14 protein-coding genes are annotated in these 16,828 nt (G+C 70.2%); 7 read left to right on the top strand and 7 right to left on the bottom strand.

The window, feature by feature from the left end; all coding sequences use genetic code 11:
* Nucleotides 1-293 precede the first annotated feature (293 nt).
* From otnI to ACTIF2_RS14365, 3 genes are all read left to right on the top strand, one after another.
* Complete coding sequence (otnI, locus tag ACTIF2_RS14375) at nucleotides 294-1,073, top strand: 2-oxo-tetronate isomerase (RefSeq protein ID WP_439497769.1); 780 nt, start codon at nucleotides 294-296, stop codon at nucleotides 1,071-1,073.
* 4 nt (nucleotides 1,074-1,077) lie between these two features.
* Complete coding sequence (locus tag ACTIF2_RS14370) at nucleotides 1,078-2,082, top strand: glucokinase (protein WP_439497768.1); 1,005 nt, start codon at nucleotides 1,078-1,080, stop codon at nucleotides 2,080-2,082.
* A 188-nt stretch (nucleotides 2,083-2,270) separates the two neighbouring features.
* Nucleotides 2,271-3,317: an acyltransferase family protein gene (locus tag ACTIF2_RS14365; RefSeq protein WP_439497767.1), complete on the top strand. Its 1,047-nt coding sequence runs from the start codon at nucleotides 2,271-2,273 to the stop codon at nucleotides 3,315-3,317.
* 18 nt (nucleotides 3,318-3,335) lie between these two features.
* Here the strand turns inward: ACTIF2_RS14365 and ACTIF2_RS14360 are convergent, their stop codons facing one another.
* The gene (locus tag ACTIF2_RS14360) at nucleotides 3,336-3,683 is read right to left on the bottom strand and encodes a hypothetical protein (RefSeq protein WP_439497766.1); all 348 of its coding nucleotides are present in this window, start codon (nucleotides 3,681-3,683) and stop codon (nucleotides 3,336-3,338) included.
* 135 nt (nucleotides 3,684-3,818) lie between these two features.
* Here ACTIF2_RS14360 and ACTIF2_RS14355 point away from each other — a divergent pair, with 135 nt between their 5' ends.
* Complete coding sequence (locus ACTIF2_RS14355) at nucleotides 3,819-5,627, top strand: ABC-F family ATP-binding cassette domain-containing protein (protein WP_439497765.1); 1,809 nt, start codon at nucleotides 3,819-3,821, stop codon at nucleotides 5,625-5,627.
* A gap of 255 nt (nucleotides 5,628-5,882) precedes the next feature.
* Nucleotides 5,883-6,629, top strand: coding sequence for a glucose 1-dehydrogenase (locus ACTIF2_RS14350; RefSeq protein WP_439497764.1), 747 nt, complete (start codon nucleotides 5,883-5,885; stop codon nucleotides 6,627-6,629).
* Nucleotides 6,630-6,728: 99 nt separating this feature from the next.
* Here ACTIF2_RS14350 and ACTIF2_RS14345 read toward each other — a convergent pair whose 3' ends face one another.
* Complete coding sequence (locus ACTIF2_RS14345) at nucleotides 6,729-7,622, bottom strand: metallophosphoesterase family protein (protein ID WP_439497763.1); 894 nt, start codon at nucleotides 7,620-7,622, stop codon at nucleotides 6,729-6,731.
* 406 nt (nucleotides 7,623-8,028) lie between these two features.
* Between ACTIF2_RS14345 and ACTIF2_RS14340 the strand changes: the two genes are divergently transcribed.
* A complete protein-coding gene (locus ACTIF2_RS14340) occupies nucleotides 8,029-8,484 on the top strand; it encodes an NUDIX domain-containing protein (protein ID WP_439497762.1) in 456 nt (151 codons plus the stop codon).
* Here ACTIF2_RS14340 and ACTIF2_RS14335 read toward each other — a convergent pair.
* On the bottom strand, nucleotides 8,450-9,097 hold the full coding sequence (locus ACTIF2_RS14335) for an HAD-IA family hydrolase (protein ID WP_439497860.1): 648 nt from the start codon (nucleotides 9,095-9,097) through the stop codon (nucleotides 8,450-8,452). The genes ACTIF2_RS14340 and ACTIF2_RS14335 overlap by 35 nt on opposite strands.
* Nucleotides 9,098-9,344: 247 nt before the next feature.
* Between ACTIF2_RS14335 and ACTIF2_RS14330 the strand changes: the two genes are divergently transcribed.
* Entirely contained in the window at nucleotides 9,345-9,857 is a 513-nt protein-coding gene (locus ACTIF2_RS14330; protein WP_439497761.1) for a GNAT family N-acetyltransferase, read from the top strand.
* On the opposite strand, the gene ACTIF2_RS14325 is transcribed toward ACTIF2_RS14330, so the two are convergent.
* From ACTIF2_RS14325 to ACTIF2_RS14310, 4 genes are read right to left on the bottom strand one after another with little or no spacing between them, the layout of a single operon-like run.
* Nucleotides 9,829-11,928 carry a hypothetical protein gene (locus tag ACTIF2_RS14325; protein WP_439497760.1) on the bottom strand — a complete coding sequence of 700 codons (2,100 nt, stop codon included), beginning with the start codon at nucleotides 11,926-11,928 and terminating at the stop codon, nucleotides 9,829-9,831. The two genes, ACTIF2_RS14330 and ACTIF2_RS14325, sit on opposite strands and share 29 nt — an antisense overlap.
* A gap of 3 nt (nucleotides 11,929-11,931) precedes the next feature.
* Nucleotides 11,932-14,748 carry a DUF4159 domain-containing protein gene (locus tag ACTIF2_RS14320; protein ID WP_439497759.1) on the bottom strand — a complete coding sequence of 939 codons (2,817 nt, stop codon included), beginning with the start codon at nucleotides 14,746-14,748 and terminating at the stop codon, nucleotides 11,932-11,934.
* 9 nt (nucleotides 14,749-14,757) lie between these two features.
* Nucleotides 14,758-15,672 (bottom strand): DUF58 domain-containing protein, encoded by a 915-nt coding sequence (locus ACTIF2_RS14315; RefSeq protein ID WP_439497758.1) that lies wholly within the window; start codon nucleotides 15,670-15,672, stop codon nucleotides 14,758-14,760.
* A 10-nt stretch (nucleotides 15,673-15,682) separates the two neighbouring features.
* Nucleotides 15,683-16,717 (bottom strand): AAA family ATPase, encoded by a 1,035-nt coding sequence (locus tag ACTIF2_RS14310; RefSeq protein ID WP_439497859.1) that lies wholly within the window; start codon nucleotides 16,715-16,717, stop codon nucleotides 15,683-15,685.
* Between the last annotated feature and the right edge of the window lie 111 nt (nucleotides 16,718-16,828).

The raw sequence follows: 16,828 nt of genomic DNA, 5'->3' as shown, positions 1-16,828 counted from the left end.
CGCGTTCGGTGCAAGGCCGGGGGATCGCATGTCCACAGTATTGCGAGAGTAGCCTGAACCGGCGCGCCCAGGCTCTGGCGCGTGTCGTCGCCGGCCATCCAGTTTCCCCTGCAAAGCGACAACGGACAAGACGGCCGCCTCTAAGGCTCCGCATCTGCCCCCGGGGGATCTCAGCCCGGCGCGCGTGATGGCGGGCCACGGCGGGAACGCATCGTCCCCCTGCCACGTTGGGCCATGACGCGGCCGCCTCTTCGCGCTAGCCTGCCGCGCTCCGGACCAGCCTTGAGGACGACATGCCGCGTTTTGCCGCCAATCTCTCCATGATGTTCACCGAATGGGACTTCCTCGACCGCTTCAAGGCGGCGGCGGAGGCGGGATTCGAGGCGGTGGAGTTCCTGTTCCCCTATGAGCACAACTCCGAGAAGATCAGCCTGGCTCTGGCCGGCGCGGAGCTGGAACAGGCACTGTTCAACCTGCCGCCCGGCGACTGGGCGAAGGGCGAGCGCGGCATGGCCTCCCTGCTGGGCCGCGAGGAGGAGTTCCGCGCCTCGGTCGAGACCGCGCTGGCCTATGCGCACGCGACGGGCGTCAAGCGCCTGCACATGATGGCGGGCCATGCCGATCCGCAGGACCCGGCCGCGCAGAAGGCTTATCGCGCCTCGATCGCCTATGCCGCCGACAAGCTCGCCGAGCACGAGATCGACCTCCTGCTCGAGCCGATCAACGGCAAGGACATGCCGGGCTATTTCCTCAATGATTTCGACGCGGCTGCCGCCTATGTCCGCGAGGCGAACCGGCCCAACGTCAAGCTCCAGTTCGACATGTATCATTGCGAGCTGATCCATGGCGATGTGTCCGGGAAGCTGAAGGCGCTCTATCCGCTGGTCGGCCATGTCCAGATCGCCAGCGCCAATGGCCGGCACGAGCCGGACGCCTTGGGCCCGGACTATCCGCGCCTCTTCGCCGAGCTCGACGCGCTCGGCTATGACGGCTTCGTCGGCTGCGAATACCGGCCCAAGGCCGGCACGCTCGAAGGGCTCGGCTGGTTCTCCGAGTGGAAGAAGCATGACTAGCGCCATGCCCGCCGGGGCATTTCCCCACCCGGTCCTCGTCGCCGATATCGGCGGGACGAATTCGCGCCTGTCGCTGGTGCCCAATCCGGGCGCGCCGCCCGAGCCGCTGGCGCGGATCCATACCGGCAGCCATCCCTCGCCGGAGGAGGCGCTCGGCTCGGTCCTGGCGACGCTCGCCACGAAGCCCCGCTCGGCGGTCCTCGCGGTCGCCGGGCCGCTGGACGGCCGCAAGGCGCAACTGACCAATGCCAACTGGCAGTTCGAGGGGGGGCGGATCGCCAGGGCGCTCGGCTTCGAGCAGGGGCTGCTGGTCAATGACTACGAGGCGCTCGCCGCCTCGCTCGCCGTGCTGGGCGAGAAGGACGTGGTCACGCTCGTCGCCGGGAAGCCGGAGCCGGATGGCTTGCGCCTGGTGCTCGGGCCGGGCACCGGCTTTGGCGCGGCGGCGCTGGTCAGGCGTGAGGGCAGGGGCGTGCTGGTGCCGACCGAGGCCGGGCATATCGGCATCGGGCCCGAGGATGCCGCGGAGGAGAAGATCTGGCCGGCGCTGGCCTCCGGCCTGCCGCGCGTCACCGTCGAGGCGCTGCTCAGCGGCGACGGGCTGGTGCGGCTGCATCGCGCCGTCGCCAACGAATCCGGCATGCTCGAGGCTAGGGTCAGCGCCGCCGACGTGACGACGCTCGCGCTCGACGGCAATCCGGGAGCGCTGATGGCGGTGGTCTGCTTCTGGCGCCTGCTGGCGCGCGTCGCAGGCGATCTCGCGCTGGCCTTCAAGGCGACGGGCGGGGTCTATATCGCCGGCGGCATCGTGCCGCGCCTGCTGCCGCTGGCGGATAGGGCGCGGCTCAAGGTGGTTTTCGCCGGCAAGCCGCCAATGGAGGAGCTCGCCGCGCGCTTCGCCCTCCACGTCATCACGACGAAGGATGCCGCCGAGCAGGGACTGGCCGCGATCGCGGCCGCGCCGGCGCGTTTCGGCCTCGACGATCGGTCCCGGTTGTGGTTTGCGTGACGGAACCGACCCTGCTCGCCTGAGCGCCTGCCGACACTGCGAGCCCTCATCCTGAGGAGCCGCGCAGCGGCGTCTCTTAGGATGCTCCCGTACGCGCTGGAGCATCCTTCGAGACGCCGTTCCTGTCGGACCGGCTCCTCAGGATGAGGGCTGGGTTTTCTTTGATCTGACCTCGAGGCGTCGCCCGCTTGTCCCAACTCTACGGCATCCAGGTCCTGCGCGCCTTCGCGGCTTTCATGGTCGCGGTGCATCATGTCCAGCCGGATGCCGTCGTGCTGGCGCAGCGCTCCGGCGCGAGCTTCGCGCCCTCCAACCTCCTGCCCTGGATGGCCGGCGTCGACATCTTCTTCGTCGTCTCCGGCTTCATCATGGTGCACTCGTCGGAAGCGCTCTTCGACAGCAAGGACGGGCCACGGCTGTTCCTGCTGCGCCGGCTGGCGCGCATCGTGCCGCTCTACTGGGCCGCGACGACGCTGTTCCTGCTGGCCGCGCTGGTGCTTCCGGGCGCGCTCAATTCCGGCCCGCCCGATGCCGGGCAGGTGCTCGGCTCCTATCTGTTCTGGCCGGTGCTCTCGACCTCCGGGCTGGTCCAGCCGATCTATTCGCTCGGCTGGACGCTCAATTACGAGATCCTGTTCTACGCCCTGTTCGGCGCAGCTTTGTTCCTGCCGCGGCCTGCCGTCGTTCCGGCGGTCACGCTGGCGCTTGCCGCGCTTGTCGCCGCGGAACTCCTGGCCGGGCCGCTGCCGCTGCCCTTCGGCTTCTGGGGGCAGCCGATCGTGCTCGAATTTGCCGCGGGCATGGCGATCGCCCTGCTCAGGCGGCGCGGCTTCCGCCTCGATGGCGGTGCGCGCTGGCTGGTCGCCGGGGTCGGCGTCGTGATCCTGGTGCTGGCCGCGCATCTGCCCGGCACTGAGACGCCGTGGACGTCCTTCGCGCTGCGCGGCTCGGCTGCCGCGCTCCTGGTCATGGCGGCCGCCTCTGGCAGCGGGCGCTCGGCGCCCTCGGCGCTGGTGCGCGGGCTCGCACATGTCGGCGATGCCTCCTACGCGCTCTACCTCGTCCATCCCTTCGCGATCAGGGGCCTGCGCGAGGTTTTCGCGCGCCTTGCGCCGGGCTGGCCGGGACTGTTCGTGCTGGCGGCGCTGGCGGCAGCGGTCCTGGCCGCGATCCTGGTCTATCGCTGGTTCGAGCGCCCGACGACGCGCTGGCTCAGGCGCCGGCTGGGGGCTTGAGCCGGCAAGCCGACCTCGTCAGCGCTTCAGCCGCTTGCCCTTCAGCGACTGGCCGACAATGCCGCCGGCTTTCCGCCGCTCCCCGCGCTTCGCGACGATCGCCTCGACATGCTCCGCTTGCGGAAAATAGCCGCGCTCCAGCACTTCGAGCGAGTATTCCTCATAGGTCAGGCCGAGCTCCTCGGCGCGCTCCTGCCGGCGGAGCGCAATCGGGGCCGGCTTCTTCCAGGCCTTTCGCGAGGCGGTGCGCCAATCGAAATAGCGGTCGATCCGGCCCTTGCCCCATTCCGGCTCGCGCCGTGGCTCTTTCAGCGGCGGACCGCCATTGTCACCGATGCGGGCTTTGCGAGGGGTAGGGCGGCTCATCGGATAATCCATTAAGCGATACAATTCGTATCCTATAGTGGACGATGGCCTATGCAAGAGGCTTTGAGGCAAGGGCGGCGTGACAGGCCGTCGCCGCCGGTCTATCCCGGCCCCTCGATAATCAACGGATGTTTCATGGCCCCCTTGCTCCACCTGCGCGACGTCGCCCTGACCTTTGGCGGCCAGCCCTTGCTCGAAAGCGCGGAGATCGCGGTTTCGCCGGGCGAGCGGGTCTGCCTGGTCGGGCGCAACGGCTCGGGCAAGTCGACGCTGCTCAAGATCGCGGCCGGGCTGGTCGAGCCCGACAGCGCCGAGCGCTTCCTGCAGCCGGGCGTGACCGTGCGCTATTTGCCGCAGGAGCCGGACTTCACCGGCTTCAGGACGTCGCTGGCCTATGTCGAGGCGGGCCTCGGGCCGGGGGACGACGCCTATCGCGCGCGTTATCTCGTCGAGGAGCTGGGCCTGACCGGCGAGGAGGACCCGGCGACCATGTCGGGCGGGGAATCGCGCCGGGCGGCGCTGGCGCGCGTGCTCGCGCCCGAGCCGGACATCCTGCTGCTCGACGAGCCGACCAACCATCTCGACCTGCCGGTGATCGAATGGCTCGAGGGCGAGCTGAAATCGCTGCGCTCCGCCATGGTGCTGATCAGCCATGACCGGCGCTTCCTGACCTCGCTGTCGCGCGCGACGATCTGGCTCGATCGCGGCCAGACGCGGCGCATGGATCGCGGCTTCGGCGAGTTCGAGGCCTGGCGTGACGAGGTGCTGGCGCAGGAGGAGCTCGACCGCCACAAGCTCGACCGCAAGATCGCGCGCGAGGAGGACTGGCTGCGCTACGGCGTCAGCGCCCGGCGCACCCGCAACCAGCGCCGGCTCGGCGAGCTCCATGCCCTGCGCGACCAGCGCCGCACCGCCAAGCAGGCCGTGGGCTCGGTCCGGCTTGAGGCGAGCGAGGCCCAGACCTCCGGCAAGCTGGTGATCGAGGCGGTCGATATCGCCAAGGCCTATGGCGACACCACCGTGGTCAGGAACCTCTCGCTGCGCGTGGCGCGCGGCGACCGGATCGGCATCGTCGGCCCCAATGGCGCCGGCAAGACGACCCTGATCAACCTGCTGACCGGTGCGCTGAAGCCCGATTCCGGCAAGGTGAAGCTCGGCGTCGCGCTCGAGATGGTGACGCTCGACCAGCGCCGCGAGAGCCTCGACCCGGCGACGCCGCTCGGCGATGCGCTGACCGGCGGCGGCTCGGATCAGGTCATGGTCGGCGGCCAGCCGCGCCATGTCGTCAGCTACATGAAGGACTTCCTGTTCCAGCCGATCCAGCGCGGCACGCCGGTCGGTGCGCTCTCGGGCGGCGAGCGCGGCCGGCTGATGCTGGCGCGGGCGCTGGCGAAGCCGTCGAACCTGCTGGTGCTGGACGAGCCGACCAACGATCTCGACCTCGAGACGCTCGACCTGCTGCAGGAGCTGCTGGCCGATTACCAGGGCACGGTCCTGCTGGTCAGCCATGATCGCGATTTCCTCGACCGCGTCGTCTCGGCGACGCTGATCTCGGATGGCGACGGGGTCTGGACCGAGTTCGCGGGAGGCTATTCCGACATGCTGGCGCAGCGTGGCCGCGGCGTCGGCGCCAAGGCGCGGGCGGCAGTCGAGAAACCTGCCGCGCCAGCGCTCAGGCCGGCGACGAGCGCGGCTGCTCCGGCGGCCAGGCGCAAGCTTTCCTTCAACGAGAAGCATGCGCTGGAGACGCTGCCGAAGCGCATCGAGACCCTGCAGGGCGAAGCGGACAAGCTCAATGCCGCCGTCGCCGGCGATCTCTACACCCGCGATCCGAAGCTCTTTGCGAGAGCGACAGCACGGCTCGAGGAGGTGACGCGCGAGATCCATGAGGCCGAAGAGCGCTGGCTCGCGCTCGAGATGCTGCGCGAGGAGATCGAGGCCTGAACCAGCCGTCATGCTCGGGCTCGACCCGAGCATCTCAGGCCGGAAGAGGCTCAGTCGGCGTCTTCTCGTCCTGAGATTCCCGGGTCTTCGCGGAGTTTATCCTTGGGCCGGCCAAAGGCCGGACCCGAGGGCTCCGCCCGGGAATGACGCTTCGCTCATACAATTCCGCTATCCGGCCAATCGCGAAAGCGTATTTATCCCGCCCGCCAAATCGGCCCAATGTCACCGCCTCAGAGAAGACCACGAGGAAACATCATGAGATTGAAGGGCAAGACGGCGCTGGTCACCGGCGCGGCGCAGGGCTTCGGCCTCGGCATCGCCGAGACCTTCGTGCGCGAGGGTGCGCGGGTGGCGGTTCTCGACATCAACCGCGAGAAGGCCCAGGAAGCGGCCAAGGCGATCGGCCGCAAGGCCTTCGCCGTCGCCTGCGACGTCGGCAAGGCGAAAAGCGTCGATGCCGCAGTGGCGCGGGTGATCGCGCGCCTCGGCCGGCTCGACATCGTCGTCAACAATGCCGGCATCAGCCACCGCAACCAGCCGATGCTGGAGGTTTCGGAAGCCGAGTTCGACCGCGTCTTCGACGTCAACGTGAAGTCGATCTACCTGATGGCCAAGGCGGTGGTGCCGCATTTTCGCGAGCATGGCGGTGGTGTCATCCTGAATATCGGCTCGACGGCGGGCTTACGCCCGCGCCCCGGCCTGACCTGGTACAACGGCTCGAAGGGCGCGGCGAACCTGCTCTCGAAATCGATGGCGGTCGAATTGGCGCCGGACCGCATCCGCGTCAACGCGATCGCGCCCGTCGCCGGCGAGACGCCGCTGCTCGCCACCTTCATGGGCGAGGATACGCCGGAGAAGCGCAAGGCCTTCACGAGCACGATTCCCTGGGGCCGGTTCTCGACGCCGCAGGACATCGCCAATGCGGCGCTGTTCCTGTGCTCGGATGAGTCCGAGATGGTGACGGGCAGCGTGCTCGCCGTCGACGGTGGCCGCTGCATCTGACATTTCCGTCATTGCGAGCGGAGCGAAGCAATCCAGTAGGAGTGCGTGAGGCCCTGGATTGCTTCGTCGCTTCGCTTCTCGCAATGACGGCGAGGAGGGCTACACCGGTTTGGCGTGCAGCGTGATCTCCTGACGCAGCCTCACGGTGCCGTCCGGCTCGAAGCCGCGCTGCTCGACGCTGATCGTCGGCGCGGCCGCGTCGCCCGCGATCTTGAACAGGTGCCAGGTCGCCATCTCGCCATGGCCGAGCGGGCCGATCGAGGCGGAGGGCACTCCGACGATCGGGATGTCCCGCTCCGGGCCCGGACGCCAGGCGAGCGAGAATTTGTGGTTGTGGCCGTGCAGCACGAGATCGGCGCCGGCGCGCTTCAGCATGGCCTCGAAGGCCTCAGCGTCGACCAGCTCGCGGGTGCGCCTTGCGCCGCCGAGATAGGGCGGATGGTGGATCAGCACGACGCGGATCAGGCCTTCGGCCTTTGCGCGTTTGAGCAGAGCTTCGGTCCTGGCGATCTGCTCGCGGCCGACGCGTCCGGTCGCCATCAGCGGCAGGGTCGGGATGCCGGTATTGAGCCCGATCAGCGCGACCGGGCCGCGCTTGCGATACCAGGGATAGCCGACCGAGCCGTCGTCGCTGGCGCACCACGGCCCGAGCAAGCTCGCAAGCGGCTTCAGCGAGGAGGGCGCATAGGCATCGTGATTGCCCGGCACGAAGCTGACCGCTTCGCGCGGCCCGAGCGCGTCGAGGAAGGTGACGGCCGTCTTGAACTCGTTCGGCAGCCCGATATGGGCGACATCTCCGGTGCAGGCGATGTGGTCCGGCGCCTGCGCGCGGATATCCGCGACGATCTGCGCCAGGACCTCCATGTCATGGGCATGGCGGCGCTTGCGGCGCCAGTTCACATAGCCTGTCGCGCGTTTGCCGAGCAGCTGATGCAACGGGAACCCGGCGAGCAGGCCGAGATGCGGGTCGGACAGATGCGCGAGCTTGAACACAACCCAGCGCTTGCCCTCAGAGCATGGTAGCCGTCAAGCGCGGAGGCACGCGGCGTGTCGTCTCAATCCTCTCCCAGGTCGGGAAGGACTCAGTTGAACGAGTCGGTGAGTTCCGAAACGATGCGCGGGTCGGTCAGGGTCAGGGCGGGCTTCCAGACGAAAGCGCGCTTGGCCCGGAGGCGAGCAGTGATGAAAGCGAGAAGCATTGTGGTAACCCCAGCAGTGATGGTGCTTATCTCGTCTTACTTTGCGGCGCGTTTGTGACGTAACGGCAGCGCAAATAGCGGTCTGATATGCGTTATTTGCATAGACAAATCGGCTGCCCCGGAAAGGAGCACGCGGCGTGGCGCATGGCCTTGACCCCAAAGACGGTGGAGAAGCGCCGTCCGTTCGCGAGGCTGCCGCGATGCCCAAGCCGCTGCGCCGGCTGCTGCATTGGTATTTCTGGCTGAAGCGCGGCATGACGCTCGGCGTGCGCGGCGCCGTGCTCAGGGACGAGCGCGAGGTTTTGCTCGTCCGCCACACCTATACGCCGGGCTGGCACCTGCCCGGCGGCGGGGTCGAGACCGGAGAGACCCTGCTCGAGGCTCTGGCCAAGGAGCTGCGCGAGGAGGCGCTGGTCAGGCCGACCGCGGTGCCGCTTCTGCATGGCGTCTTCTTCAACCGCGCGGTGTCGCGGCGCGACCATGTCGCGGTCTTCGTCGTGCGCGACTTCGTGCTGGACGGCGCCAAGCAGCCCGATCGCGAGATCGCCGAGGCACGCTTCTTTGCGCTCGACGCGCTGCCGGAGACGATCACCGCCGGCACGCGCCGGCGGCTCGAGGAGATCACCAGCGGGCGGGCGCCGCCGACGGATTGGTAAAGCGGGGGCTCAGGCCGAACGGGGCGAGCGCGTCCTGCAGGGCGCGCCGGCCGTCCCAGTGAAGCGCGTGCCAGCCCGCCGTCCTGGCGGCATCGACATTGCCCTGCATGTCGTCGATCAGGAGAATTTCGCCGGGCGCAAGGCCGGTTTGCGAGACGATGCTCGTGAAGAAGGCGAGGTCGGGCTTTTTGCAGCCCATCGCGGCCGAATAGAACATGCCGTCGACATGGGTGGCGAGGCCGATCTCATCCATGAGATATCCGGCTCGCAAATGCTCCTGATTGGTCGCCAGGCAGACGCGCAAGCCGGCGGCACGGCAATCGGCGAGGGCGTCCAGCAGCGCGAGGTCGAGCCGCGAATCATTCTCGAACCAGTAGGCGATCAGCTCGTCGCAGCGCAGATGCGGCGCGATCGTCTTCAGGGCCGGCGCCAGCGCCTCCGACAGCCCGATGCGGCCGATGATGACATCGTGCCAGTGCGGAGCGAAAAAGGCCCGGTTCAGGTCTGAGACGCTGAGACCGAGATCGCTCTCCAGCCGTGAGGACCAGATGCTGCCGTCAGAGGGGCGGCCACGAACCAGCACGCCATCGACATCGACCATCAAGGCCCTGATCAAGACGTCCCCCTGGATGCCGCGTAAAGCCAGCGCAGTCTGCGTCGGCACAGCCGGCTTCGCAACGGCCGCCCTCGGGCCGATGCCGTGTGGACGCCCGCGAACGGCTCTGCTACAGGCGCATCATGACCGACCGGCACGTTTCCATCCTGCGACGACCGACGCGCTGAACGCGCTGTCCCCTCGGCTGCCCGAAGAGGCGGCCCGAGCTTCTTGCCTCGTTGTCCTTCGCAGGTTTGCCGCCGTCATGACGTCCCTTCCGCTGACCATTCGCCATGAGCTCCCCGCCGATGCCGCCGCGATCGAGCGCCTGCATGAGCGCGCCTTCGGCCCCGGCCGCTTCGCACGCACGGCCTTCCGCCTGCGCGAGGGCGTGCCGCAGGATCCGGCCCTGTCCTATGCCGCCCATGTCGGGACGTTCCTGGTCGGCTCGGTGCGGGTCACCCAGGTCTCGGCCGGCGGCGAGCCGGCGTTGATGCTCGGCCCGCTCACCGTCGACCCGGCCTTCGAGGGGCGCGGCATCGGGGCGGCGCTGATGACGAGCGCGATCGAGGCCTCGCGCGCCGCCGGCCACGACCTGATCATGCTGATCGGCGATGCGCCCTATTATGCACGCTTCGGCTTCACGCCGATTCCGCCGGAACAGCTCATCCTGCCTGGTCCGGCCGATCCCAGGCGCTTCCTGGCGCTCGAACTCGTCGAAGGTGTGCTGGCCGCGCGCAGCGGCGCGGTCATGCCTTTGCGTCCGGGTCCCGCCTGAAGCGGCGCCCGGTCTCGCCGAGCCAACCTGCGACCAGGGCGCCGAACAGCAGCGCAAGGCCGACCAGCCCGATGAAGAGCGGCGAGATCGAGACGCCGCGGACGATGCCGGAATCGCTGATGCGCAGGCCGATCCAGTCGGCGCCGGCGAACTGGCTGCCGGAGCGGACCGGCACGATGCGCGGCACGGTGACGCCTGAGCCGCTCTCCTGGCCGATCCGGCGCGAGGAGCCGCCGGTCGCCTCGGCCAGCGGCTGGAGCTGTGCGGGGTCGCTGACCACTTCCATCAGCTCGCGCGGGTTCTCGGGGCCGACGCTGGCGAAGGCGGTGAGATTGTCGGCCGAGATCCGGTGCAACCCGAACTCGCTCGCCGGGACGCGGGCGCTGAACAGGCCCGGCCGTCCGGGCTCGAGCGGCACCGTGCGCGAGGCGCCGTTCGGGTCGGTGATGGTGATGGGCCCGGGATTGTCGCCGAGCGTCTGGCGCTCGATCTCGATGGTGCGGCCCCGGGCGCTGGCGCGCAGCGCCTCCTCCTCGAGGTCCGGCTCCTTCATCAGCCAGTGGCCGAGGCGGCGCAGCAGGTCGAGATGCGGGCCGCCGTCGCGGAAGCCCCGGGCCCAGAGCCAGGCATGGTCGGAGAGGAAGAGCGCGACGCGGCCCTTCTGCTCTCGGCCGAGCATCAGCAGGGGGCGGTCGCCGGGGCCGGTCATCACGGTCGCGCCGGAGCGGGCGCGGGCGCCGACCATGCGCAGCCATTCGCCCCAGCGCGGCGGCTCGACCTCGGAGCCCGGCAGGTCGCGCGTGACCGGGTGGCGGCGGCCGGGATCGCTGACGCGGGCGCGATAGGCCTCGTCGATGACGCTGCCATCCGGCTGGGCCGGCAGGATCTGGCCGAGCGGCGTGCGCGCCAGCGATTGCGAGCCGGAATATTCGGGCCCGGCGGCGACGAGCAGTGCGCCGCCCTCGCGCACATAGCGGACGATGTTCTCGAAATAGAGCAGCGGCAGGATCGACTGGTTGGCGTAGCGGTCGAAGATGATCAGGTCGAATTCCTTGATCTTGACCTGGAACAGCTCGCGCGTCGGGAAGGCGATCAGCGAGAGCTCGTTGATCGGCGTGCCGTCCTGCTTCTCCGGCGGGCGCAGGATGGTGAAATGCACGAGGTCGACATTGGCGTCGGCCTTGAGCAGGTTGCGCCAGGTGCGCTCGCCCGGATGCGGCTCGCCCGAGACCAGCAGCACGCGCAGCTTGTCGCGCACGCCGTCGATGGTGATGACGGCGCGGTTATTGGCGAGCGTCAGCTCGTTGTCGATCGGGGCGGCCTCGATCTCGACGACATTGGGGCCGCCGCGGTCGATCCGGACCGGCACCTGTACGATCTGGCCGGTGGTGACCTCGCGGCGCGCGATGATCTCGCCGTCGCGCCTGATCGTCAGCCCCGCCCGGCCGGGGCCGCCCTTCTCGAGCACGCGCAGGCGAATGACCTGGTCCTTGCCGACAATGCCGAAGCGCGGCGAATCGACCAGCACGATGCGCCGGTCGATCTCGGCATTGCGCCCGGTGGTCAGCACATGCAGCGGGGCGCGCAGGCCGAGCGCCTCGGCATTGGGCGGCGCGTCATGGGCGAGGCCGTCGGTGACGACGATGGCGCCGGCGACGCGCTCGGACGGCACGTCGGCGATGCTGGCGGCCAGGGCCTCGAACAGGCGCGTGCCGTCGCCGGAGCCCTGGGCGTCGGTGACGTCGACGATGCGCGGCTCGACGCCGGCGAAGCCGCGCAGCTGGCGCTCGATCTCGGCCTGGGCGGCCTCGGTCTGCGCGGCGCGGTCACTGAGGCGGTTCGAGCCGGAGCGGTCGATGACGACGGAGACGACATCCTTGACCGGCTCACGGTCCTCGAAGACCAGGGAGGGGTCGGCGAGGGCCACCGTCAGCACGACGAGGGCGAGCGCGCGCAGGATGGCGCTGCGCCCGGCCAGCACGAGCGCAAAGCCGGCGGCGGCGGCCGCGAGCAACGCGAGCCCGATCAGCAGCGGCAGCGGCACCAGAGGGGCGAAGGAAAGGCTCCACATCGGCTATTGTCCCAGACGCTCGAGCAGCGCCGGCACATGGACCTGATCGGCCTTGTAGTTGCCGGTCAGCGCATACATCACGAGGTTGACGCCGGCGCGCAGCGCCATCTCGCGCTGGCGCGGGTCGGAGCCGGAAATCGGCACGAGGCCCTCGCCGCGGCGATTGACGGCCCAGGCCGAGGCGAGGTCATTCGAGGTGATAACGATCGGCGAGACGCTGTCGCCGGCGCGCGCCGGCCGGTTTCCGTCCTCGCCGGCCGGAGGCAGGATCTCGACCCAGGTCGTGCCGGTGTCGTAGCGGCCGACGAAACCGTCGAGGATGTAGAAGGTCTTGGTCAGGACGTGGTCGCGCGGGATCGGCTCCAGCTCCGGGATGTCGAGCGTCTGCAGCATCCGGCGCAGCTGGTCGCCCTCGGGCGTGGTGCCGCCGCCGGGCCGCGCGCTCATCGCGTCGCGGGTGTCGAAGATCACGAGGCCGCCGCCCTTCATATAGGCCTCGAGCTTGCGCAGGGTCTCGGGCGCGGGGATCGGCCGGCCGGCAACCACGGGCCAGTACAGGATCGGGAAGAAGGCGAGCTCGTCGCGGGCCGCATCGACGCCGACGGCCTCGCCCGGTTCGAGCGCAGTGCGGGCGCCGAGCACGATGTTCAGGCCGGCGAGACCCGCCTTCGACATGTCGTCGACCGCCTTGTCGCCGGTGACGACATAGGCGAGGCGCGTCACGGCGCCGGCGGCGAAGAGCTCGCGCGGGATCGGCGGGCGGGTATCGGGCGGCGCGGCGGGTACAGGCTGTGCCAGCGCCGGGGCGGCCGACAAGGCGATCGCGAAGACAAGACCGAGCAGGAATGCCGCCGGGGTCGCCCGGCCGAGACGGGCGACGCGCAGCCGCCCGCCGAGCCAGAGCGTGGCGAGGGTGTCGGCCACCAGCAGCAGCAAAGCGAGCACCAGAAGCTGGGGCCGGATGTCCTGCGCCACGGGCTTGTCGATCGCCAGGAGTGGCGCGCCGAGCGCGGCGAGATCGAGCGCGCGCAAGCTGTCGGCCGGCGCCAGGGCGTTGACCGCGAGCGAGCCGTCGGTCGGGCCGTAGATGCCCGGCGGATGGGCGAGGGTGGCGCGGCCGACGAAATTCCTGGCGACGGGCTGGGCGGTCGCCGGCGGGGCACGGAACATGCCCTTGCCGTCGAGCACGCGGGTGGGCGACAGGGTTTCGACGCGCGCATCCTCGGCCTGCGCCTCCGCCGGCCCGGTGCCGGCGAGCGCCACGACCTTGCGCAGCATCTCGACGAAGAGCCCGGAGAGCGGCAGGTTCGACCAGGTCGTGTCGGCCGTCACATGCACCATCGCGATCACGCCGTCGCCGCGGCGCTCGCCGGTGACGACAGGGGTGCCGTCCTCGAGCGCCGCCCAGGTCTTACGCGCGAGATCGGCCTCGGGTTCCGCCAGGATTTGGCGGCTGACACGAATGTCGTCGCTGATCTGCGTGCCGAAGAAGGGGCTCTCCCGGCCGAACGGCGCGAGCTTGCGTGGCGTTTCCCAGGACAGGCCGCCGCCGAGCGTGCGTCCGCCGCGACGCAAGCGGACCGGCGTCAGGTCGTCCGAGGCGGTGGCGAGCCGCGCGCCGGCGAAGCGCAGCAGCACGCCGCCGCGCTCGATGAAGGTCGCGATCTTGGCCGAGGTGTCGCGATCGAGCGCGCCGATATCGGCGAGCACGAGGACCGAGAGGTTCTGCGCCAGCAATTCGCCGACCGGGTCGGTCGAGCCCGGGCGCGGCTCGCGAATCTCGGCGAAGGGCGAGAGCGCGCGCGAGACGTAATAGGTCGGCGAGAGCAGTGGCTGGGCGGTGTCGCTCGTCGCGCCCGAGACGATGCCGACGCGGCGGCGCTTGGCGCGGTCGTCGAGCAGGGCGACGGCGCCGGCGCTCGGCTCACCGACGATCTCGAGCCGCGAGACGGCGTTGCGGACCTCGATCGGCAATGTCAGCCGCGCCGTGGTCTGCAGGTCGGTGCCGCCAAAGACGAAGGGCGCGTCGCCGAGCGGCAGGCCCTTGAGGTCGAGCGCGCGAACCTGGCCGCTCGCGGCGGCGCTGGTCGTCGGGCGCAGGACCTTGACGGTCAGGGCGCCGGCGAGGTTCTCCGCGGCCGTCAGGGCCCGCTGGCCGGCCGGCGCGGCATGGATCGAGAGCCTCGACGCGTCGGCCTCCTGCTTCAGCCGGTTGAGGAAGGCGGCCTCATCGGCGATGCCCAGCCCGTCCGAGACCCAGACGGTCTCGGTATCGGGCGTCGCGCGCAGGAAAGCCTCGATGCGGGGCAGATGGGCGACGCGGTCCGGCGCATGCGGCTGCAGCGCGACCGCCCGCAACTTGTCGAGCGCGGCGCGCGGCTCGGACAGGGCGATCTCGCCCGGGAGCTCGGCGAGGCCGACGATCGCGACCGGGCGGCCCTCGCGGGCCGCGGCCGCGACGCGCGATTCCGCCAGCGCCATGCGCTCGGGCCAGTCGGTCGCGGCGCCGAAGCCGTTATCGATCAGGAGCAGGACCGGCCCGCGTGCGGCGGCTGTCTCGGTCGGCGGATTCCAGACCGGGCCGGCGACGGCGAGGATCGCGAGCGCCGCCACTGCCATGCGCAGGGCCAGCAGCCACCACGGCGTATGGGCCGGCATCTCGCGCTTGGCGACGAGGTCGGCCATGATCTTGAGCGGCGGAAAATCGATGCGGCGCGGGCGCGGCGGCGTCACCCGCAGGATCAGCCAGAGCGCCGGCAGCAGGGCGAGCGCCGTCAGCGCGAGCGGGGCGGAGAAGGCGAAGGGCAGCTGGGCCAGCATCGTCGCCTCCTAGCGCCCGGAACCGCGCGAGGCGGCGATCAGGCTCGCGACCCGCAGCACGCCTTCGCTGGCGGGTCGGTCGGTCCGGTGCAGGGTCAGGGTCCAGCCGACCTTGCGGCAGGCTTCCCTGATGGCGTCGCGATGCGCCGCGAGGCGCTGGCGGTATTCCTCGCCCCAGGCGCCGGCATCGCCGACGCGGAGCGCGAGCCCGTCCTCGAGGTCGAAGAGCTCGGCCTGCCCGCTGAACGGAAAGGTCTCCTCGATCGGGTCGGCGATCAGCAGGACATGGCCGCGCGCGCCGCTGCTCGCCATGGTCGAGATGCGTTTGGCGAGCGACTGCGCCGGGGTGAGCCCGTCGGTGACGATGATGGCGTCGGCGAGCCGCGGCAGGGGCACCTCGGGGGGCAGGTCGGCGGTCTCGCCCTTGTGGTCGACCAGGATGGCCTGCGCCAGCAATTCGACGATGCGGCGCGAGGCGATCGCCCGGGTCAGGCCGAGATGGCCGACGCGCTCGCCGCCTCCGACGAGGGTTTCGGCCAGAGCGAAGCCGGCGACGAGCGCGCGGTCGATCTTGGAGGCCATGGCGAGGGACGAGGCGAAGCCCATCGAGGCCGAGCGGTCGATCCAGAGCCAGATCGCGTGCGAGGCCTCCCATTCGCGCTCGCGGACGAACAGGTGACCGTCGCGCGCCGAGCGGCGCCAGTCGATGCGCGAGGCGGCCTCGCCCATCACCAGCGGCCGGTACTGCCAGAAGGTCTCGCCCGGCCCGGCGCGCCTGCGGCCGTGGATGCCGTGCACGCTGGCCGAAACCCGCCGGGCCTCGAGGATCAGGCGGGGCAGGCGCGCGGCGAGATCGAGCGAGGCCGTGAGGACCGGCCGGGCGGGCTGGCGTTCGGACGGGCCGAGAACGCGCGTGCGCAGCATCAAAGCGTCCCTATCCCAACCGTTCCACGAGCCTGGCGATGACGCTCTCGACGGTCTCGCCATCGGCGCGGGCGGCGAAGGTCAGGGCGATACGATGCTTGAGGACCGGCAGCGCCAGCGCCGCGACATCGTCCACCGAGGGGGCGAGCCGGCCCTCGACCAGCGCCCGGGCACGGGCCGCGAGCGTCAGCGACTGGCTGGCGCGCGGGCCGGGACCCCAGGAGAGCTTGTCGGTGACGGCCGGGTCGCCTTCGCCCGGCCGGGCCGAGCGCACCAGATCGAGGATCGCGTCGACGACGTTCTCGCCGACCGGCAGGCGACGCACGAGGCGCTGGGTCGACATCAGCGTCTCGGCGGTCATCGCCTGGACCGGCTTGTGCTCGGAGGCGCCGGTCGTCTCCAGCAGGATGCGGCGCTCGGCCTCGCGGTCGGGATAGCCGACATCGATCTCGAGCAGGAAACGGTCGAGCTGGGCCTCGGGCAGGGGATAGGTGCCCTCCTGCTCGATCGGGTTCTGGGTCGCCAGCACATGGAAGGGGGCGGGCAGGTCGTAGCGCTCGCCCGCAACGGTGACATGATGCTCCTGCATCGCCTGGAGCAGGGCCGACTGGGTGCGCGGGCTAGCGCGGTTGATCTCGTCCGCCATCAGCAGCTGCGCGAAGACGGGGCCCTTGATGAAGCGGAAATGGCGCTTGCCCTCGACGCTCTCGTCGAGCACCTCGGAACCGAGAATGTCCGACGGCATCAGGTCGGGCGTGAACTGGACGCGCCGGGCGCTCAGGCCGAGCACGGTGCCCATCGCCTCGACCAGCTTGGTCTTGGCGAGGCCGGGCACGCCGACGAGCAGGCCGTGGCCGCCGGCGAGCAGCGTGATCAGCGAGAGGTCGACCACCTTCTGCTGGCCGAAAATGACCTGTCCGATCTCGCGGCGGGCCGCACCGATGGCGCCGAGCGCGGCCTCGGCCGCCTCGACGATGCCGGTATCGAGATTGACGGGCGGGTTGGCCTCGCCCCTCGCATCCGCAGCCCGGACTTGCGCCACCATGTCGATCTCCTTCACCCTCGTCATCGCACCCTGCGCCGCCGCCGGCCCGACAAGGTCTCCGAACGAGAGAGTGTGGACGGGCGATCCGGGCGGCTCAAGGGGCAGCAGGTC

Origin of the sequence: Allobosea sp., from assembly GCF_051860145.1 — a bacterium.
GTDB lineage: Bacteria > Pseudomonadota > Alphaproteobacteria > Rhizobiales > Beijerinckiaceae > Allobosea.
Note: the sequence above shows the minus strand (reverse complement) of the source record. Positions and strands in the feature narration are given on the sequence as shown.